Here is a 19,802-nt window from a genome sequence, read left to right on the forward strand (position 1 = left end):
GTTCAGCTCCCGAACACTACTCGTGCGGCGTGGCCGAGGACCGGGTAGATCGCGCCGAGCATCAGCAGGATCCACAGGCCCATCACGGTCCAGAACATCTGCTTCTGGTAGCGGGGGCCCTGCGTCCAGTAGTCGACCGCGATGATGCGCAGGCCGTTCAGCGCGTGGAAGAGGATCGCGGCGACGAGGCCGTACTCCAGCAGGCTGACGACGGGGGTCTTGTAGGTCGCGACGACCTTGTCGTAGTCCTCGGGGGAGACCCGCACGAGGGCGGTGTCGAGGACGTGCACGAACAGGAAGAAGAAGATGAGGACGCCGGTGACTCGATGAGCCACCCAGGACCACATGCCTTCCCGGCCGCGGTAGAGCGTTCCAGCCGGCACGGAAAAAACCCTCCGGGAGCGGTGCGGGGGCTGCCGGCTTCGGTGTCGGTCACGCCCGGCCGGGTACGGTCCACCGGCCCCGGCCATCGTAGCGACGCTCCGTGGACTCCGTACCACGGGGTCGGCCAGGTGTGAGGGATCCCGCACGGCCGACCGGTCCCGCGACGGCGAGCCGGCGCAGCCGGGCCCGGCAGATCCGCCGGAGCTGCTCGGCGGTGACCACCGTCTCCTCGTCCTCGTCGTTGCCCAGCCGCACGCGCAGGCTGGCCAGCGTCTGGTCCAGGGCCTCGGCCGGGTCGGCGGCGGCCAGGTCGATGACGAACGCGTGCCCGAACTTCGCCTCATAGGCGGCGTGGGCGGCGCGCAGCGCGGTGTGGGCGGCGAGATTGCCCCGGTCGGCGACGACGGTGGTGGCCTCACCGGCGAGCGCCTCGGCGAGATCGGCGGGCGTCAGGTCGTACGCCGCCTCGTCCGCCGCGGCGAGCAGCGTCTCCAGCGACGGGTACGGCCGGTGGGCGGTCATCCGGCGGGCCCAGCGGTGGGAGCCGCAGCAGGCGCGCAGGGCCGCCTCGGCGACCAGGGACGGGGCGCGGTTGAACAGGGCGAGCCCCTCGGCAGGCAGATCGCTGGACAGCGGCGGGCTCCTGTGGGGTGCGGCGGCGGTACGGGGACGCGTACGGCGCGCGGGGGACGGGGGTCTGGGGACGCTGACGGGTGCTGGGGGTGCTGAGGGACACGGCGTGCTGGGGGCGTGCGCAAGGGAGCGCGAAGGGTGGTGAGGGGTGGTGAGGGGTGCGTTCAACTGTATTGGGTGCGCCCGGGCTCCCGGCCGACAGAGCGGAAAAATTCACTCGTACGGAAGAAAAGGGGGCGGATCATTGACGGCGTTGGCGAGCGGGCCGGAACGGCGTGCCGCTCGACGCGGCCGGCGGGTCCGCGCGGGCCTGCCCCAGGGCATATGACGACGGCCGGGGGCCGCCTCCCCCCACAGGAGCGTCCCCGGCCGCCACTAGTACGGCGTCACCGACCCCGAAAGTGTCACCGGCCCTCATGAGGCAGGATGGAGACGGTGTTCGAGGGGGTGGGGCCGGTCATGGATCTGGATACCGCGGTCGGCGCGGCGCAAGGCGGTGACGAGACCGCCTTCAGAGTCGTGTACCGCGCCGTGCAGCCGCAGTTGCTCCAGTACGTCCGCAGTCTGGTCGGGCCGGTCGACGCGGAGGACGTCGCCTCCGAGGCGTGGTTGCAGATAGCCAGGGACCTGCCCAACTTCCGCGGCGACGGCGCCTCCGTCCGGGGCTGGGCGGCCCGCATCGCCCGCAACCGGGCGCTCGACCACATCCGGGCGCGCAGCCGGCGGCCCGTCTCCGGGGCCGGCGTCGACGAACTGATCCAGCTCCCCGACCGCTCGGACACCGCTGGTGAGGCGCTCGACGCGGTCGCCACCAACCGGGCGCTCGCCGCGATCGCCGCGCTGCCCCGCGAACAGGCCGAGGCGGTGCTGCTGCGGGTGGTGATGGGCCTGGACTCCACCAGCGCCGCCCGGGTGCTGGGCAAGCGCGCCGGTTCGGTCCGGATGGCGACCCACCGGGGGCTGCGCCGGCTCGCCGAGATCCTCGACCTGGACGACGGCGATGGGGACGGCCACCGGGGCCGGGGCGATCACGACAGCCACACCGGTCACACCGGTCATGACAGCCACGCCGGTCATGAGGGCCACGACGGCCGGGACCCGCGGGACGGAAGGGACGGCAGACCAGCCGATGTGACGGTTTCGGCGGCGAAGGCGCTGTGAGGAAGTGACATGGAAGCGACATGAGAGACGACGGACGAGTTGAGGTCGCCGACGCGCTGACCGCCGCGCGCCTCGGCCGGCTGCTGACCGCCGCGGGCGGGGTGCCGGTGGCCCTGGACCCGATACGGGAGGAAGCGGCGCTGGCCGCCTTCCGGGCCGCGCGTGCCTCCGTACGGCCGGTGATACGGGCCGGGCGGGCGCTGCGGGTGGCCGCCGCCACGATCGTCTCGGTGGTGGCGCTCGGCGGGGTCGCGGTCGCGGTGACCACGGTCACCGGCCGGGCGGCGCTGCCGGGAGCGGGCTCCGGCAGCGCCCCGATGAGCCGGCCGCCGGCCGCCGTCACCCCGCTGGACGGGACACTTCAGCCGCAGTCGCCGCTCCCGGCCGCGCCCACCGCGCGGGCGACACCACCGCCCTGCGCCGGGGCCGGGGTCCTGCCGACCGGTGAAACCCCGTGCGTCGGAGCGGAGTTGACTCCTCCCGTCACCCCCGCCGCCTCCGTCACGGCCCGACCGGCCGACCCCCGCCGGGAACGTGTGCTCGGCCGCCACGGCCACCGGGGTTCCGGCAGCCGTCATGGCCTGGGTACACGCAAACGTGCCGCCCCCGGCCGGAACCGCAGGTGACACTTCCGGCCGGTGATCCGCTGTAGCAAGTGAACCGACTGGTCATCGGTTCCGCGGACCCCGATTCTCCCCGTGTCGAGGTCCGTGTGTCAGAGCGCGGCCGGGCGCATTCCCCCTGCCCGGTCGCGCTCGCCCCCGCCCGGCCGGCTCACCAGTGGACGACCACCTTGTCGCCGACCTTCACCTGGTCGAAGAGCTTGGCGATCCCCGCCTTGTCGCGGACGTTGACGCAGCCGTGCGAGGCCCCGGCGTAACCGCGGGCGGCGAAGTCGGCGGAGTAGTGCACCGCTTGGCCGCCGCTGAAGAACATCGCGTACGGCATGGGGGAGTTGTAGAGCGTCGAGACATGGTTCCGGCTCTTGAAGGTCACATGGAAGAGGCCCTCGCGGGTCGGTGTGTACTGCGCCCCGAACCGTACGTCCATGGTGGCCAGCACCTTGCCGTCGACCACCCAGGACAGGGTGCGACTGGTCTTGCTCACGCACATCGCCCGGCCGGTCGTGCAGCGCGGGTCCAGTTTCTCGGCCGGCCGGGGCGCGGCGGCCGGATACATCTGCCGGTGGGTGGGCTTGACGGTGAGCGCGACCAGCCGGTCCCAGGTTCCCTGGCTGACCCGGCCGGTCACGGCCAGTTGGTGCCGCTCCTGGAAGTCGCTCACCGCGTGCTGGGTGACGGAGCCGTAGTACCCGGTGGGGGTCCGGCTGAAGAAGTGGAGCTGGCCCAGCCGGGCCTGGAGCTCCCTGACCCGCTCACCACTGGTGCCCGACACCATGATCGCCGGTGCCACCGATGGGGCGGCCGGCGTGGGCGGCCTGGCGGTCGTCGGCGCGGCGGTCGTCGGCCGCGCGGCGGTCGGCGTACGGCTCGGGGGAGTCGTCGTCGCGGGAGCGGTCGAAGTGGCCGCGGGAGCGGGCGGCTCAGCCGTGGTGGCCGGCGCCGACGCGGCGCTCGCCGGTCGCGGGTGGCCGGCGGCCCCGTCGGTCACCGGGTGCTGCGGCCCGCACGCGGTGAGGACGACGGCGGACACCGCCGCGGTCAGTGTGCTCACGGCCATCGCCGTCGGAGTCCGACGCACGGCACTCACCTCTCCCTGACTTCCCCTGGTGTTCCCGGCTTTCGTGGTCCACCCGGGATCCCGCGGTGGATCCCCTGTGGGTTTCCTGTGTGTCACTGACAAGACGCCGTGGAAGCCGTGGGGGTTGCACCGGACTGTCACGGGGGAGTGCCAGAATTGTGCGGAAGCTCCCCGTGCGGTTCCCGCGCGCGGCACGCACGGTCACCACTACAGTCCGTGTCGGGCCCGTGGACGTACCTCCCGGCAGCCCTCAGCGAGTTCTCCCAGCGGAGGCGTGAAACATGACACGCGAGTCGGAATCGGGTCTGCCGATCGAGCCGGTGTACGGTCCTGACACCCTGGCGGGCTGGGACGCGGCGGAGCAACTGGGGGAGCCGGGCGCTTTCCCGTTCACCCGGGGCGTCTATCCGTCGATGTACACCGGACGGCCGTGGACGATGCGGCAGTACGCCGGGTTCGGCACGGCGGCGGAGTCCAACGCCCGCTATCGGCAGCTCATCGCGCAGGGCACCATGGGGCTCTCGGTGGCGTTCGACCTGCCCACCCAGATGGGGCACGACAGTGACGCGGCGATCTCGCACGGCGAGGTCGGCAAGGTCGGGGTGGCGATCGACTCGATCGAGGACATGCGGCTGCTGTTCCGCGGCATCCCGCTGGACCAGGTGTCCACCTCGATGACGATCAACGCCCCCGCCGCGCTGCTGCTCCTGCTGTACCAGCTCGTCGGCGAGGAGCAGGGCGTGCCGGCACACCAGCTGACCGGCACGATCCAGAACGACGTGCTGAAGGAGTACATCGCCCGCGGGACGTACATCTTCCCGCCCAAGCCCAGCCTGCGGCTGATCGCGGACATCTTCGCGTACTGCCGGGCGGAGATCCCCAAGTGGAACACCATCTCCATCTCGGGCTACCACATGGCCGAGGCGGGGGCGTCGCCCGCGCAGGAGATCGCCTTCACGCTCGCCGACGGCATCCAGTACGTGCGGACCGCCATAGCGGCGGGGATGGGCGTGGACGACTTCGCGCCCCGGCTGTCGTTCTTCTTCGTGGCGCGGACCACGATCCTGGAGGAAGTGGCGAAGTTCCGCGCCGCCCGGCGGATCTGGGCCCGGGTGATGCGGGACGAGTTCGGGGCGAGGAACCCCAAGTCGATGATGCTGCGCTTCCACACGCAGACCGCCGGGGTGCAGCTCACCGCGCAGCAGCCGGAGGTGAACCTGGTGCGGGTGGCCGTCCAGGGGCTCGCCGCCGTGCTGGGCGGTACGCAGTCGCTGCACACCAACTCCTTCGACGAGGCGATCGCGCTGCCCACCGACAAGTCCGCCCGTCTCGCGCTGCGGACCCAGCAGGTGCTGGCGTACGAGACGGATGTGACCGCGACCGTCGATCCGTTCGCCGGGTCGTACGTGATGGAGCGGATGACCGACGAGGTCGAGGCGGCGGCGCTCGAACTGATGGCGAGGATCGAGGAGTTGGGCGGCGCGGTGACCGCGATCGAACACGGCTTCCAGAAGGGCGAGATCGAGCGCAACGCCTACCGGATCGCCCTGGAGACCGATGCCGCCGAGCGGGTCGTGGTCGGCGTCAACCGCTTCCGGCTCGACGAGGAGGAGCCCTATGAGCCGCTGCGGGTGGACCCGGCGATCGAGGCGCGGCAGGCCCGGCGGCTGGCCGAACTGCGGGCCGGGCGCGACCAGGCGGCCGTCGACCAGGCGCTGACCGTGCTCGGCAAGGCGGCGGAAGGCACCGACAACGTCCTCTACCCGATGAAGGACGCGCTGCGGGCCCGCGCCACCGTGGGTGAGGTCTGCGACGCGCTGCGGACGGTGTGGGGCACCTACGTCCCCACCAACGCCTTCTGAGGTGCCTCGCGGCCGGTGACCGGTACCGCCCGGCGCCCCGTCCTCAGCGGGTCGCGTACGTCAGCACGTGCTCGCCGAGCAGCCCCTCCACCGCGTCGAGCAGGCCGAGCGCCGCCGCCGTGATGGTCTCCGGGTCCTGCTCGGCGCGGGTCCGCTCGCCGACCTCACGGAAGAGCTGGTCCTGCGCCCAGCCGAGCTGGGAGGCCACCAGCCGGGGCAGCGGGTCGCCGGCCGCCGCGCCGGTCTCGGCGGCGAGCGCGGCGGCCAGCGCGTCGACCATCTCGCCCCGCAGCGAGTCCAGCCGGACCGCGAGCGCCGGCTCGGCGCGGACCATCTCCAGGAAGCGGCCGAAGCCGTGCACCGGGCCGACCATCCGATTCCCGTACCGCAGCTCGGCGCGGAGCGCGGCCAGCACCGCGCCCGCCGCCGACCGCCCCGGCGGCCGGTCCGCGACCATCGCCACCATGCGCCGCGCCGATGTCTCCGCCGGATAGAAGACCAGGTCTTCCTTGGACGGGAAATAGGTGTAGACGGTGTTGACCGACACCTCGGCGGCCCTGGCCACTTCGGCGATCGTCACCCGCCCGAATCCATGGCGCAGGAACAGCCCGGTGGCGACCTCGGCGATATGCCGTCTCGTCTGCTGTCTCTTCTCGTCCCGCAGCCCCAGGGCGTGGATCTCCTGCGCACGGGTCGGCTCACGCCGCGTCCCACGGGTGATTTCGCTCACTGATCCATCGTAGGGCAGCGGTCCCGACCGGCCGCCCCCCGGCCATCCGGTCGAATTCACCCGGAAGTAGTGCGCCGTTCACAACGGGGTCGATACGATTTCGGCCAGCGCAGCCGGACGTCCCCTACGGTCGCTGGTGCTTTTACCGCTGAGAGGACGCAGGTATCCGCGTGACCAAGCCCCCGATGATGTCCGTGATCGTTCCCTGTTACAACGTGGAACGATACGTTCCCGATGTCGTGCTCAGTCTCGTCAACAACGACCGGGACGACATCGAATTCCTCTTCATCGAGGACTGCTCCACCAAGGACAGGACGTACGAGGCGCTGCTGGAGCTGAGCAAGCGGCTCCAGCACGGCCGGGTCATCCGCCATGAGCGGAACGGCGGACTGGCCACCGCGCGCAATACCGGGATCGACGCCTCGGAAGGCCGGTATCTGACCTTTCTCGACGGCGACGACTGGCTGGCCCCCGGATATCTCACCCAACTGCTCGACACGATCACCCGATTCGACGCCGACTTCGTCCGGGTCGACCATGTTTCGGTCAACGGCGTCCAGCGCGAGGTGATGCGGGCCCCCGAGGGCCGCCGGAACGTCATCCTCGACCCGCGGCTGTCGATCATGCCGGTGACCGACACCACCATGGTCGACTACCCGTACGCCTGGGCCGGGATCTACCACCGCAGGCTGGTCGACCGCGGACTGCTGCACTTCCACGACGGGCTGCGCACCGCCGAGGACCGGCCGTGGATCTGGGGCCTGCACCGCAAGGCCGAGTCGTATGTGGTGACCGGCCTGCGCGGGGTCTTCTACCGGCGGGGCATCGCCAGCTCGCTGACCCAGATCGGCGACGTACGGCAGCTCGACTTCTTCCGCTCCTTCGACCTGGTGCTCGCCGAACTCGCCGACGACCCCGAGGCCGGAAAGCTGCGGCCCAAGGCGATCCGCAACTACTGCACGGTGATCGCCCACCAGCTCATGAACAAGGAGCGGTTCGACCGCAAGGTCGGCGCCCAGTTGCGGCAGATGGCCGCCGAGACACTGAGCCGGATCAGTGAGGAGGACCTCAGCGATGCCCTGTTCGGCATGGGCGAGGAACGCGTCCATGAGCTGCGCCGGGTGCGCGGCGGTATGAAGGAGGTCCGCGCGTGACCACCCAGCTCTTCTTCGCCGCGACCCAGTACGCGGCGGCGACGATCACCGCCGCCATCCGGGCCGGCCAGTTCGGGCCGCGCGACGGCCGCCGGCTGCTGGTGGTGAGCAATGTCGCCGCCGTACCCGAGGTCAGCACCCCGCTCAACGAGATGGCCGGCTTCGAGAAGATCAGCCCCGAGTTCGACCGGGTGCTGTCCTGGAACGAGTTCATCTCCCCGCACCACCCGGTGGGCTGGTCGCCGCGGGCCCAGGACGCCCCGCTCTGGCAGGCGTCGATCCGGCGGGCCTGGGACCTCGGTGACGGGCCGGTGGAGATCGCCTGCGAGTCCATCCAGGCCAACCCCTCCCGGGCGGTCGCGGACATCTTCGCGGACAGCCCGGTGCATGTGTACGCCGACGGGCTGATGAGCTACGGCCCGACCCGTAACAAGATCCCGCACGGTCTGAGCACCCGGATCAAGCGGGTGCTCCACCTCGACCTGGTGCCGGGGCTGCGGCCGATGCTGCTCTCGGAGTACGGCGTGCCCGGCGAGCCGATACCCAACGAGTCCATCGTCAAGGTGCTCGCGGAGATCGGCGAGTCCGGCGAGGCGCTGCTGGCCGAGAAGCTGGCCGGCGTCCGGCCCACCGCGGTGCTCCTCGGGCAGTACCTCTCCGCGCTCGGCCTGATCACCCAGGACGAGGAGGAGGCGCTGCACGTCAGGATGTTGCGGGCGGCGGTCAGGGCGGGCCACCGCAGCGTCCTGTTCAAGGCGCACCCGAGCGCGCCCGCGCTCTACTCCGACGCGCTGGAGGCGGCCGCCCGCGAGCTGGGCGTGGAGTTCATGGTGCTCAACGAGCCGGTGCTCGCCGAGACGCTGTACGCCTTCGCCCGGCCCAAGCTCGTCATCGGCTGTTTCTCCACCGCGCTGATGACCGCGTCCGCCTTCTTCGGCATCCCCGTCGCCCGGGTCGGCACCGAGCTGCTGCTCGACCGGATCGCGCCCTACGAGAACAGCAACCGGGTGCCGCTGACCATCATCGACGCGGCGCTGCCGGACGCCGAACAGGTCGCGGATCTTGGCCCGTTGGAGCTGGCCTCACTCGCCGGTGAGCTGACCCCGCTGGTCAACGCGGTCGGTTACTGCATGCAGGCCCGCCGCTATCCGCTGCTGCGGGACCGGACGGCGGCCTGGCTCACCACCCATCTCGCGGACAACCAGCGCTACTTCAAGCGCCGCCGGCTCACCAGCCTGCGGCTGCCCGGCGGCAGTGTGGTCCGCGCCGAGGCGCTGCGCCGCAACCCGACGGTGCGCCGGGTGGTCCGCAAGATCCGGGCCAGGCAGGCGTCCTGACCGGCTGAACCCAACAAACCCCGGGCACACGGCGCTTGGCGGCGAAAAGGCGGGCCCCTCCGACACCGGAGGGGGCCCGCCTTTTTCGCACGCCGGAGGCGGGGGTCAGCGGCCGCCGCGGATCAGCGCCTGCCGTGCCTCGGAGATCTTCAGGCTCCGCTTGAGCCGCGGTCCGAAGGGCTTCTCCACGAAGGTGTGCAGCAGCCAGGCCAGGCCCAGCATGCACGCCAGCGTCAGCGCCACCGTCGGGTACGGCCCGATGCCCATGCCGCGGTGGAAGATCCGGATGGCGAACCAGCCCATGTGCTCGTGCACCAGGTAGAACGGGTAGGTCAGCGCGCCCGCGACGCTCAGCCACTTCCAGTTGGCCCAGCCCAGCCAGCCGAGCGCGATCGCCGCGATCAGCAGGAACCACACCGCCACGATGGCCTGGATGACGTAGGGGTTGTGGACGAAGGCGCCCTGCGGGCCCGGGTGCCACAGCGCGGTCACCGAGTAGCGCTGCGCCAGCAGGAAGCTCATCACCACGATGCCCCACAGCAACCAGTCGCTGCCGTACCGGTGGATCAGGTAGAAGGCCAGGCCGGCGATGAAGTAGGGGGCGTGGTCACGGAAGACCAGCTCGGTGACGAGACCGTTGTCCGCCACCCGGGCGAAGACACAGGCGACGGTCCACAGGCAGCAGAAGAGCACCACCCGGCGGTAGGTGACGCCGCGCCAGACCACGAAGAGACCGAAGAAGATGTAGAACTTCAGCTCCACCCACAGCGTCCAGTCCACGCCCAGCACCCGGGGTGAGCCCATCGGCTGCTGGAACATGGTCAGGTTGAGCAGGATCTCGTCGGACCGCAGATGGTGCACCACCACCGGCATGATCAGGGACGCCGCCGTGACGACGCAGATCGCCACCCAGTAGGCGGGGTAGAGCCGTGCCACCCGGGAGCGGAAGAAGTCGCCGAGCGACTTGCCCCAACTGCTCATGCAGATGACGAAACCGCTGATCAGGAAGAAGAGCTGCACCCCCAGCGAGCCGTAGGTCGCGGCCCGGCTGAGGGTGGGGAATATGTGCGCGGGCGAACCGTCCCAGGACTGGGCGACCTGCTGACCCTTGCCCATGTAGTGGTAGGAGCAGACGGCCAGCGCGGCCATCGCCCGCAGCCCGTCAAGCGCCCGCAGCCGCCCGCCGGCCCGGCGGGCCGGCCGCTCCCCGCCGCTCCCGTCGGCGCCGGCTTCCCTGGCGCCGGCGTCGGCCCCGGCATCGCCTCGCGGCGTGCTCGGCGGCGGCAGCACATGACTGGTGGTGGTCACGGATGGTCCTTCTCTCAGTCCTGTGCACCCATGCCGAGGGCCTTGGCCCTGCGGGCCATCCGGCGCACAGTGGGATGACGGGGAATGAACGCGAGCTGCGCGGGCACGGCGCCCGGCAGCGCGAGGGACGCCAGCCGGGAGCGCTTGAAGTACCGCCAGGTACGCGCGTCCAGGTGCCGGGTCAGATAGTCCTCGGCCGCCGGGCGCAGCCCGGACAGCAGTTGGGGCTGCATACAGAAGGCCACCGCGTCGCGCAGACCGGCCACCGCGTCCGCCACCTCGGCGGCGGGCGGCAGCCGCCATCCGGCGACCGCGGCCGGGTCCGCCAGATCGGGCAGCAGGGTGTCGGCGAGGGTCAGCGCGATCCGCTGGGGCGCGGTGTACGCGGGCAGCCGCGCCAGCAGTTCGCCGGTGCCGATCCGCGCCACCGGCAGCCCGTACAGCCCGGCGGCGGTGAAGAGCGCGGTGGAGAAGCAGCCGACGACGAGCGCGGGCCGCGCGGAGGTGAAGAGCGCCTCGGCGATGGCCGGCCGGGCCGGGGAGGCCAGTTCGGCGCCGAGCCGCGCCGCCTCGTCCTCAAGCCGCCGCGACCAGCGCGGCGGCGCGGCCGGGTGCGGGACGAAGACCAGTTCGCGGTGGCCGAGTTCGACCGCGCCGCGCACCATCCGCAGATACAGCTCCTCTTCCTCCTCCTCGGTCAGCAGGCCCTGGGCCGCGAGGTATTGGCCGAGCAGCAGGACCGGACCCGAACCGGCCGCGGGCTCCTCCGGTTTCGGCGCGGACACGTCGCCGAGCGCCTTCAGCAGCCGGTCGGCGGGCAGCGGTTCGACGGCGACGCCGAACTCGGAGAGCAGCAGCGACGGCAGACCGGGGATGAGGTCGGGCTGGATCAGCCGGCGCACCCGGGTGCCGACGATGGGGTCCAGCTTGGCGCGGGTGGGACCGTAGACCGCCAGGCCCGCGGCGATCGCGTCCACCGGGGAGTCGGGGAACATCTGGGCCAGCGCGAAGGCCGGCCCGCTCGCCACGGTGTCGCCGGCGATCTCCACCCGGTCGTCGCCGAGGTTCCACAACCGCCGGATGTGGCGCTCCCACAGCGGGGAGTCGTCACCGCGGGTGCTCCAACCGCCCGGGTGGAAGGGGTGGATGACCTCGTTCCAGGAGATCACCTCGTCGAAGAGGGAGCGCAGCCGCTCGAAGCCCGGCAGTTCGGTGAGCGACGGCGCGGTCTCCGGCACCGGCGCCGTGTTGGCGGCGAGCAGGATCCGCCGGTCGGCCGGCCGGAAGAGGTCCGCGTCGATCGCGGCGGCCATCGAAGCCGCCCCGTAGAGGCTGGAGGCGGCGAAGATCTGGGCGGTGCGCCGCATCACGCCACCTCCGTCCCGGCGTCGGCGGCCGAGCCGCCGGCGGGCCATCGGCGCAGCCGGCGCAGCCGGGCGGCCCGCCTGAGGTCCATGGAGTCCAGCGCCGCGTCCAGCACGTCCTGCGGCAGCCGCCGCAGCGCGGCCGCGCACATCGTCCGCAACTGCTTGGCCACGGCCGGCTCGAACCTCTCGATGGTGCCCAGATGGTGGGCCATGATCGCGCAGTAGGTGCGGACCGCCTTCGGCAGCAGCAGGTCGGCGTCCCGGTCCGCGCCGGTCTCCTCGATCACCAGGTCCATGGCGCGGATGAAGTCGAGCTGCCGCGCGTCGCCGATCTGGGTGAGCGAGGTGGCCACGCCCCGCCGGTAGTAGACGCCCAGCAGGCCGACCACCGCGAACGAGGCCGCCTCGCGGTGCAGCCGCCAGATCCACGGGCGGTCCTCCGCGGTGCGCAGCCCGTCGTGAAAGTGCAGCAGCCCCGCGTCGACCACCCGGCGGTGGTAGACACCGGCCCAGGCGAAGGCGTAGTCCACCGAGGTGGAGCGGTCGGCGGGCAGGATCGCGTCACGCGGGGTCAGCGGGACGCCGCGGCGCCCGTACGGCAGCCGCATCACGTTGCGGCCCCGGTTGGTGGACTGCACATGGTCGACCCGGACGAAGTCGGTGCCCAACTCCTCGATCGCCGCCAGGAGTTTCGGCAGATACCCGGGGCCGTACCAGTCGTCACCGTCGAGGAAGGTGAGGTACTCGCCGCGGGCCGCGTCGATGCCGGTGTTGCGGGCGGTGGCGAGGCCGCCGTTCCGCTCGTGCCGGACGAGTCTGGCACCGGGCAGGGAGTCGAGCGCCTGCTCCAGGATCACCGGTGTCCGGTCGGTCGACGCGTCGTCCACCAGCACGAACTCGTAATTTGGCGCAGTATTCGCCCGGAGGCTGCGCAGGGTGTCCGGAGCGTACTGCTGGACATTGAAAAAGGGCACCACGACGGAGAGCTTGACCACTCCCGTACATTAGGCCGTTCGACTGCCCTTTGACTTGGAGTTCAGCGTACTTCTGGGTAAACGGAAGATGTCGGGATGGTGGCGCAAGGTAGCCCCAGCAGCTCAACCGATCGTCAAGATCGGTCAATCGACCGCCAAGTCGCGGCCCCCTGTTTACCTCGTGTTGGCCGATTATTAGCACACGGAACTCAACTCCTTCCTAGGCTCAGCGTGTGCCCAAACGTAAGTCCGGCCCTTTGCGGGTCATGGTGATCGCTGATTCGGACACCCGGTGGAAGTGGGGCGCGCTGACCGCGCGCCGTATCGACCCCGAGGCCCGTGTCGACGCACGCCTGCTCCGCGGCCGGGCAACCCCCACTGCCCGTCAATTGGCTGAGCTGGGTATTCCCGCCGATTCCATGATCGAGGCGACCGCCGCCGAGATCCTCGCCGGTACGCATTCCGACAGTTGCGATGTCGTGGTGATCTCCTGCGTCGGCGGCACCGTTCAGGCGCTGCTGCACGGCCTCAACCGGGCCTGGGCGGGCCGTACGTCCCGCCCGGTCGTGGTGACCGGCTATGTCGGGGTTGTCTACGAGAAGCTCGCCGACGGTCTGCTGCTGCGGGCCGGCGCCGATGTGGTCCTCGCCAACAGCGCCGACGACGCCCGGCGGTTCACGGCCGTATACGAAGGGGTGGGCCAGCCCACCGGCGCCATCGTCGAGACGGCGCTGCCGTTCCTCGGCGGCGAGCCCTACCGGCCCGACCCGGAGCGCCGGTTCACCGTCACCTTCGCCGTCCAGCCGTCCGCTCCCGAAGGGCGCGCCGACCGGATGCACCTGCTGCGCCGGACCGTCGAGCACGCCCGCCGGCACCCCGAGCGCGATGTGCTGGTCAAGCTGCGCAGCAAGCCGGGCGAGCACACCACGCACATCGAGGAGCACCCGTACCAGAAGCTGGTCGCCTCGCTGGATCCGCCGGCGAACCTCCAGTTGGTCTACGGCAATATGGGCGAGGTCCTGGACCGCACCGACCTGCTGGTGACGGTGAGTTCCACCGCGGCGCTCGAGTCGCTGCACCGCCGGATCCCGACCGCCGTCCTCACCGACCTCGGTATCAGGGAAGCCCTCGGCAACCACCACTTCCTCGGCTCGGGCTGCTTCGCCTCCTGGGACGAACTGGACGACGGCCACCTGCCGCTGGCCGACCCCGAGTGGACCGCGTCGCACGGCGTGGCGGGACACGACGCCTACAGCGCGCTGCGGGCCCGGGTCGACGCCCTGCTGGCCGAACCCGAACTGCCGCGGCTGTCCCCCTACTACACGGTGCGCACCGCACCCCGTTATCTCCCCGGCATCCTCGCCCGGCAGGGGCTCGACCCCAAGGGCGAGCCGATCGGCGGCTTCGAGCCGCGCGAGCCGGGTCCGGTCCGCAAGGCGGTCCGCGACCTGGTGCGCAACTCGGCCCGCACCGCCTACCGCCAGGGCGTCCAGCGGGTCGCCCCCGCCATCCGCCGCTGGGGCCAGTTGTGACCGCTGCGACCGCCGCCCGTGGCACGGCAGAAGACCAGGCACCGCCGGAGCAGCCGGTGCCCGCACCGACAGGAGTCACCGCATGACCACCGAACCGGCCCCACCGGCCGCCCGCGTGCTGGCCGTCATACCGGCCAGGGGCGGATCCAAGGGCGTACCCGGCAAGAACCTCGCCGCCGTGGGCGGTGTCCCGCTGGTCGCCCGCGCGGTCCTCGCCTGCACCGGCAGCCGCCGGGTCAGCGATGTCGTGGTGTCCACCGACGACCCCTCCATAGCCGAGGTGGCCCGTTCGGCGGGCGCCCAGGTGGTGCTGCGACCCGTCGCGATCGCCGGTGACACCGCCACCAGCGAGGCCGCAGTCCTGCACGCCATGGACGCGCACGAGGCGATGAGCGGCGCGGCCACCGACGTGGTGCTGCTGGTCCAGTGCACCAGCCCGTTCATCACCAGCGAGGAGATCGACGGCGTGGTCGCCGCGGTCACCGACGGCGGCGCCGACACCGCCCACACGGTCGCGCCCTTCCACGGCTTCATCTGGCGCGACGGCGGCGCCGAGAGTGGCGCCGATGCTGCTGCGGTCACCAACGCCGCTGCCGCCAAGGTCAACGCCGCCGCCGGCTCGTTCGGCGTCAACCACGACAAGACCACCCGGCCGCGCCGCCAGGACCGCCCGCAGGACCTGCTGGAGACCGGCGCCGCGTACGCCATGCGGGCGCCCGGCTTCCGCGCCGCGCAGCACCGCTTCTTCGGCCGCACCGCGCTGGTCCGCACCGACGCGGCCCGGGTGCTGGAGATCGACGAGCCCGCCGATCTCGAACGCGCCCGCGCCCTCGCCCCGCTGCTCGACCCGCGCGCGGGCACCCCGACCCGCGACGACGTCGACGCGGTCGTACTCGACTTCGACGGCACCCAGACCGATGACCGGGTGCTGATCGACGCGGAAGGACACGAGACCGTCACCGTGCATCGCGGCGACGGACTCGGGATCGCGGCACTGCGCCGGGCCGGTCTGCCCGTCCTGATCCTGTCCACCGAGACCAACCCGGTCGTCGCCGCACGGGCCCGCAAGCTGCGGGTCCCGGTCCTGCACGGCATCGACCGCAAGGACCTCGCGCTCAAGCAGTGGTGCGAGGAGAACGGCATCGCCCCTGAGCGGGTGCTCTACGCCGGCAACGACGTCAACGACCTGGGCTGCTTCGCCCTGGTCGGCTGGCCGGTGGCCGTCGCCGGAGCACATGACGTGGTGCGGGCCGCCGCCCGCGCCGTCACCACCGCCCACGGCGGCCGGGGGGCGATCCGTGAGATCGCCGCCTGGCTGCTCGGCCCCACTCTCGCTCGCTGACGGCCGGCCCGACCATCCGGCCGACCACTGACCGACGTACCACGAAGTCCAGAACCCCCTGAAATCCTAAGGAACACCCCCGTGGCCTCATACCCGGCATCTCCGGTAACCCTTCCCGCCAACCTCCGCGCCGTCGGCTCGCGCCACATAGGCAACGGCCAGCCCGTGTACATCACCGGCGAGATCGGCATCAACCACAACGGCGACCTGGAGAACGCGTTCGCCCTGATCGACGCGGCCGTCGCCGCGGGTTGTGACGCGGTCAAGTTCCAGAAGCGCACCCCCGAGATCTGCACCCCGCGCGACCAGTGGGAGATCGAGCGCGACACCCCCTGGGGCCGGATGACGTACATCGACTACCGCCACCGCGTGGAGTTCGACGAGGACGGCTACCGCGCCATCGACGAGTACTGCCGCAAGCGCGGCATCGACTGGTTCGCCTCCCCGTGGGACGTGCCCTCCGTCGAGTTCCTGGAGAAGTTCGACGTGCCGGTCCACAAGGTGGCCTCCGCCTGCCTGACCGACGACGACCTGCTCCGCGCGCTGCGCGCCACCGGCCGCACCGTCATCCTCTCCACCGGCATGTCGACGCCCAAGCAGATCCGGCACGCCGTCGAGGTGCTCGGCAGCGACAACATCGTGCTCTGCCACGCCACTTCGACATACCCGGCCAAGCACGAAGAGCTCAACCTGCGGATGATCAACACGCTCCGGACCGAGTACCCGAACGTGCCGGTCGGCTACTCCGGCCACGAGGTCGGCCTTCAGACCACCCTCGCCGCGGTCGCGCTCGGCGCCGTCTTCGTGGAGCGCCACATCACCCTCGACCGCGCCATGTGGGGCTCGGACCAGGCCGCGTCCGTCGAGACGCAGGGCCTGGAGCGCCTCGTCCGCGACATCCGGATCATCGAGACCTCCCTCGGTGACGGCGTGAAGAAGGTCTACGAGGGCGAGCTCGGCCCGATGAAGAAGCTGCGCCGGGTGCCGGGTGTGGTCGCGGAGGCCGACAAATCCGACAACGCCGCCGACAAGACGGAGAACGCGACGGTCTGACCGTCATGGGCGGAGGGGATCAGCGGGGCCGGCCGCCCGGCGAGGGCGGCCCGGCCGGCTTAGCGGACGCGAAGCGACCAGCACACACAAGGGACGAGGACGAGGCAATGACCGCAAGGCCCGCGTTCGGCACCGGCCGACCGCCCGCACCGGGCTCCGGCCCGGTCGCGCTGGTCGAGTCACCGGTCCAGCTTCTGAACGTCCTGGAGTGGGCCCACGTGCATCCGCCCGCGGTACCCGCGATCCCCGCCGCCCGGGACGGCCGCGCCGTCCGGGACGGCGGGGCCGCCCGCGAGGGCCGCGGCGGCGGGGACACCGCCCGAGCGGCCCAGCCGCTCACCGTGGTGGTGCTCTCACCACGGGACCCGATCAGCCGTGGCCAGCTCCGCCGGATGGCCGAACTCGCCCGCGAGGAGGGCGCCGTCGTCCTCTGGTACGAGGCGCGCGGCGGTGAGGGCCGCAGCGGCGGCCTGATGAGCACCGCCGTCAAGCTGGCGCCGCTGCTCTTCCGGGTGAAGCGGCTGGTCATCGGCGATCCGTTCTCCCGGCTGGTGCAGACGCTGCTGCCGCTGTGCCGCGCCAGGGAGTTCACCGTGGTGGACGACGGCACCGCCACCATGGAGTTCACCGAAATCCTGGCCAGGGGCGGCCGGTTGGTGCGCTGGCACCGCAGCGGGCGGCGCAGGTCGCCGGCCGAGGCCGCGTTCGGGCTCTTCGCCTCGGCCGCCCGGCGCCGGCTCACCCCCGGCAAGCGGCGCACCGTCGAGCTGTTCAGCGCGATGCCCGCCACCCCGCCGGCCGGGATGACGGTCCGCGCCAACCGATTCGCCTGGACCCGCAGCCGGTTCGGGCCGCCGCACGTGCTCGAAGGCACCGACCTGATCGGCACCTCGCTGGTCGAGACCGGGGTGCTCGACCCGGACCGGTATCTGGACGTGGTCCGCGCGCTCGCCGAACGCCACGGCGCCAAGCGGTACTTCGCGCACCGCAGGGAGGCCGTCGACAAGCTGCACAAGCTGGCGGTGGAGACCGGCCTGGAAATCGTCCGGCCCGATCTGCCGCTCGAACTGGTCGCCAGGCGGGGGCCGATCGGCCGGTCCGTGCTGTCCTTCCCCTCCACGGTGGTCCATACGCTGCCGCTGGCCCTGGCCGGCACCGGCGTGGACATCGTGATGGTCGACATCGACCAGGAGTGGCTCACCTCCGGCGCCTCGCCCCGGGCCCACACCTTCCTCAGCGGGATCACCGACTCGGCCCGGGATCTGCACGGCCTGCCGATGGAGGACACCCCGAGTCCCGCCTGACCCGCACCGGCCCGCGGCGGCCCGCACCGGCCGGCGCCCCCCCGGCGGCCCGCGTGGTCCATCACCCGGGCCCGTTCGCCCTCCGGCAAGCCGTACTTAACCCTTTGATCATCTGGATGGGGTTGGGTGCGGGAATGACGGGGAGCTTACGCGGACCAGCGCGGGTGGCCGTGGTCTCGGGCGGTGGTCTCGACGGCGACTCGCGGGCGATCAGAGTGGCGGGCGCCGCCCGCGCGGCCGGTTACCAGGTGACGCTGATCGGCCGCGCGCCGGCCGGGCTCGCCCTGCCCGGCGTCGAGGTACGGCAGGTGGCCGTGGGCGATGTGCTGCGCACCCACCGGGTGGTGCGGCCACGACCCGGGCTGCGCTGGCCACTGGCCTACCGGTCCACGGCGGCCTACGAGTACCGCACCACGCTGCTCACCGCCCGGCGCGCGCTGCTCACCACCCGCGGCGCCGAACTCGACATCGTGCACCGGCCGCTGCCGCTGCTCGCACTGGCCCGCGTCGGCCACACCCTGGCCCGGCTGCGACACGCCACACGGGCCGGCTGGACCCGGGCCCGCGCCGCGCAGTACCGGTCCGCCGTCCGCCGCCGCGAGCGCCCCGACGGCCGGCTGGACAACCTGGTGACCGAGGTCGCCCGGCTGCTGCTCGGCCGGCGCGCCTGGCGCCTCGATCCAGGGCTGCTCGACGAGGAAGCGGCGTACGGCCCGGTGCTCGACGCGGTCCGCCCGCACCTCATCCACGCGCTCGGCCACCGCTCGCTGGCGCTCGCGATCCGGGCCGCACTGCGAGCTGAGGGCTCCGGCCACCGGATCGAGGTGGTCTGGGACGCGCCACCCCGGGTGCCGGCGCGGACCCGCCGGGCCACCGTGGCTTCCGACGCCCTGATGCGGACCTTCGCCCGCGAGGCCGACGGCGTCGTCACCGTCGGCGACCGGCTGGCCGGAGAACTCCGCCAACGCCACGGCCTCGCCGCCACCCCGGCGGTCGTCCGCAACGCCCCGCCGCTCGCCACCATCGCCGCCCGCCACCCGAACGGCGTAAGGGACCGCTGCCATCTCGCCGCCGATGTCCCGCTCCTCGTACACATCGGTCCGGTCACCCCCGACCGCGGCCCGGCCACCGTCATCGACGCCCTGCCCAAGCTCTACGACCTGCACGCCGCCTTCGTCGTCCCCGACACCGGCGACGCGGAACTGGCCGCGCTGCGCGAACGGGCCACCCGGCTCGGCGTCCAGGGGCGGCTCCACGTCCTGCCCTACGTGCCGGTCGACGAGATCCCCACCTTCCTCTGCTCGGCCGACATCGGCGTCCTGCCGGTCCACCAACTCCCGCACCACCAGGCGGTGCTGGCCTCCCGCTACTTCGAATACGCGCACGCCCGGCTGCCGGTGGTGGTCAGCGACGTCCGGGCGATGGCCGCCGCCACCCTGGAACTCGGCAACGGGGAGGTCTTCCGCGCCCGCGACACCGCCGACTTCGTCCGCGCGGTCGGCGCCGTCCTCACCAATCCCCGCCGCTACCGCAAGGCCTACGAGCGGGTCGACGTCCTCCAGCGGTGGTCCTGGCAGACCGAGTCCACCCCGCTGCTCGACCTCTACGCCCGCCTGCTCGGCCCCCGCCGGTAGGCCTTTCGTCAGCCCCGCCGGCAGCCCCACCCGGGGGCCGGCTGCCGCGCCGCGCACCCACCCGTAACAGACCGGCCGTACGCTGGTGGTCCCCGCCCGCGGGCGGGGACGCCCCGGGGCGAACAACGTCCCGCGTGGCGGATGGCTCGTCGAGCGGCCGCTTAAGCGGTTCCAAGCGTCCTTGCGCCAAGCTGGACGACACTGGACGAGCCGAGCGGCAGCCCAACGGCGCCGAACGGCATGAGGCGGCACCGCGCGCCGACGCGTGGCACCGCACGATGTACGGGTGTGATCAGGTCGAACCCCAAAAGGGTGGGCATACCCTC

General features: G+C 72.1%; 17 protein-coding genes. 10 read left to right on the plus strand and 7 right to left on the minus strand.

Annotation, left to right across the window (positions count from 1 at the left end):
* Positions 1–2: 2 nt before the first annotated feature.
* Together sdhC and OG519_RS21985 are read right to left on the minus strand one after the other, a co-directional pair.
* Positions 3–383 (minus strand): succinate dehydrogenase, cytochrome b556 subunit, encoded by a 381-nt coding sequence (gene sdhC / locus OG519_RS21980; RefSeq protein WP_405586605.1) that lies wholly within the window; start codon positions 381–383, stop codon positions 3–5.
* 49 nt (positions 384–432) lie between these two features.
* Complete coding sequence (locus OG519_RS21985) at positions 433–1,185, minus strand: 2-oxo-4-hydroxy-4-carboxy-5-ureidoimidazoline decarboxylase (RefSeq protein ID WP_405586607.1); 753 nt, start codon at positions 1,183–1,185, stop codon at positions 433–435.
* A 291-nt stretch (positions 1,186–1,476) separates the two neighbouring features.
* Between OG519_RS21985 and OG519_RS21990 the strand changes: the two genes are divergently transcribed.
* Complete coding sequence (locus OG519_RS21990) at positions 1,477–2,178, plus strand: RNA polymerase sigma factor (protein ID WP_405586610.1); 702 nt, start codon at positions 1,477–1,479, stop codon at positions 2,176–2,178.
* A 20-nt stretch (positions 2,179–2,198) separates the two neighbouring features.
* Positions 2,199–2,804: a hypothetical protein gene (locus OG519_RS21995; protein WP_405586612.1), complete on the plus strand. Its 606-nt coding sequence runs from the start codon at positions 2,199–2,201 to the stop codon at positions 2,802–2,804.
* A gap of 148 nt (positions 2,805–2,952) precedes the next feature.
* Here the strand turns inward: OG519_RS21995 and OG519_RS22000 are convergent, their stop codons facing one another.
* Positions 2,953–3,858, minus strand: coding sequence for a L,D-transpeptidase family protein (locus tag OG519_RS22000; protein WP_405586615.1), 906 nt, complete (start codon positions 3,856–3,858; stop codon positions 2,953–2,955).
* A 302-nt stretch (positions 3,859–4,160) separates the two neighbouring features.
* Here OG519_RS22000 and OG519_RS22005 point away from each other — a divergent pair, with 302 nt between their 5' ends.
* Entirely contained in the window at positions 4,161–5,741 is a 1,581-nt protein-coding gene (locus OG519_RS22005; protein WP_405586618.1) for a methylmalonyl-CoA mutase, read from the plus strand.
* 43 nt (positions 5,742–5,784) lie between these two features.
* On the opposite strand, the gene OG519_RS22010 is transcribed toward OG519_RS22005, so the two are convergent.
* A complete protein-coding gene (locus tag OG519_RS22010; RefSeq protein ID WP_405586621.1) occupies positions 5,785–6,471 on the minus strand; it encodes a TetR/AcrR family transcriptional regulator in 687 nt (228 codons plus the stop codon).
* 185 nt (positions 6,472–6,656) lie between these two features.
* Between OG519_RS22010 and OG519_RS22015 the strand changes: the two genes are divergently transcribed.
* Positions 6,657–7,625 carry a glycosyltransferase family 2 protein gene (locus tag OG519_RS22015; protein WP_405592891.1) on the plus strand — a complete coding sequence of 323 codons (969 nt, stop codon included), beginning with the start codon at positions 6,657–6,659 and terminating at the stop codon, positions 7,623–7,625.
* On the plus strand, positions 7,622–8,962 hold the full coding sequence (locus tag OG519_RS22020) for a polysialyltransferase family glycosyltransferase (protein ID WP_405586624.1): 1,341 nt from the start codon (positions 7,622–7,624) through the stop codon (positions 8,960–8,962). Before OG519_RS22015 ends, OG519_RS22020 begins: the two co-directional genes overlap by 4 nt.
* A gap of 105 nt (positions 8,963–9,067) precedes the next feature.
* Here OG519_RS22020 and OG519_RS22025 read toward each other — a convergent pair whose 3' ends face one another.
* The 3 genes from OG519_RS22025 to OG519_RS22035 are packed head-to-tail and all read right to left on the minus strand — an operon-like array spanning position 9,068 to position 12,632.
* A complete protein-coding gene (locus tag OG519_RS22025) occupies positions 9,068–10,270 on the minus strand; it encodes an acyltransferase family protein (protein WP_405586627.1) in 1,203 nt (400 codons plus the stop codon).
* 14 nt (positions 10,271–10,284) lie between these two features.
* On the minus strand, positions 10,285–11,637 hold the full coding sequence (locus OG519_RS22030; protein WP_405586629.1) for a polysialyltransferase family glycosyltransferase: 1,353 nt from the start codon (positions 11,635–11,637) through the stop codon (positions 10,285–10,287).
* Entirely contained in the window at positions 11,637–12,632 is a 996-nt protein-coding gene (locus OG519_RS22035; protein ID WP_405586632.1) for a glycosyltransferase family 2 protein, read from the minus strand. Before OG519_RS22035 ends, OG519_RS22030 begins: the two co-directional genes overlap by 1 nt.
* Before the next feature lie 212 nt (positions 12,633–12,844).
* Here OG519_RS22035 and OG519_RS22040 point away from each other — a divergent pair, with 212 nt between their 5' ends.
* The 5 genes from OG519_RS22040 (at position 12,845) to OG519_RS22060 (ending at position 19,476) form a co-directional block, all read left to right on the plus strand.
* Entirely contained in the window at positions 12,845–14,143 is a 1,299-nt protein-coding gene (locus OG519_RS22040) for a DUF6716 putative glycosyltransferase (protein WP_405586635.1), read from the plus strand.
* Positions 14,144–14,225: 82 nt separating this feature from the next.
* On the plus strand, positions 14,226–15,485 hold the full coding sequence (locus OG519_RS22045) for a cytidylyltransferase domain-containing protein (RefSeq protein WP_405586638.1): 1,260 nt from the start codon (positions 14,226–14,228) through the stop codon (positions 15,483–15,485).
* Positions 15,486–15,566: 81 nt separating this feature from the next.
* Complete coding sequence (locus OG519_RS22050; protein WP_405586640.1) at positions 15,567–16,538, plus strand: N-acetylneuraminate synthase family protein; 972 nt, start codon at positions 15,567–15,569, stop codon at positions 16,536–16,538.
* 107 nt (positions 16,539–16,645) lie between these two features.
* Complete coding sequence (locus OG519_RS22055; RefSeq protein ID WP_405586643.1) at positions 16,646–17,842, plus strand: hypothetical protein; 1,197 nt, start codon at positions 16,646–16,648, stop codon at positions 17,840–17,842.
* Between the two features lie 164 nt (positions 17,843–18,006).
* Positions 18,007–19,476: a glycosyltransferase gene (locus OG519_RS22060; RefSeq protein ID WP_405586646.1), complete on the plus strand. Its 1,470-nt coding sequence runs from the start codon at positions 18,007–18,009 to the stop codon at positions 19,474–19,476.
* Positions 19,477–19,802: the final 326 nt, after the last annotated feature.

This window comes from Streptomyces sp. NBC_01190, from assembly GCF_045039895.1.
GTDB lineage: Bacteria > Actinomycetota > Actinomycetes > Streptomycetales > Streptomycetaceae > Actinacidiphila.

Excerpts from the sequence above, each read along its gene's own strand:
- OG519_RS22045 (WP_405586638.1), top strand. The coding sequence starts at position 14,226 with ATGACCACCGAACCGGCCCCACCGGCCGCCCGCGTGCTGGCCGTCATA.
- OG519_RS21990 (WP_405586610.1), top strand. The coding sequence starts at position 1,477 with ATGGATCTGGATACCGCGGTCGGCGCGGCGCAAGGCGGTGACGAGACC.
- OG519_RS22015 (WP_405592891.1), top strand. The coding sequence starts at position 6,657 with ATGATGTCCGTGATCGTTCCCTGTTACAACGTGGAACGATACGTTCCC.
- OG519_RS22055 (WP_405586643.1), top strand. The coding sequence starts at position 16,646 with ATGACCGCAAGGCCCGCGTTCGGCACCGGCCGACCGCCCGCACCGGGC.
- OG519_RS21995 (WP_405586612.1), top strand. The coding sequence starts at position 2,199 with ATGAGAGACGACGGACGAGTTGAGGTCGCCGACGCGCTGACCGCCGCG.
- OG519_RS22000 (WP_405586615.1), bottom strand. The coding sequence starts at position 3,858 with ATGGCCGTGAGCACACTGACCGCGGCGGTGTCCGCCGTCGTCCTCACC.
- OG519_RS22030 (WP_405586629.1), bottom strand. The coding sequence starts at position 11,637 with ATGCGGCGCACCGCCCAGATCTTCGCCGCCTCCAGCCTCTACGGGGCG.
- OG519_RS22005 (WP_405586618.1), top strand. The coding sequence starts at position 4,161 with ATGACACGCGAGTCGGAATCGGGTCTGCCGATCGAGCCGGTGTACGGT.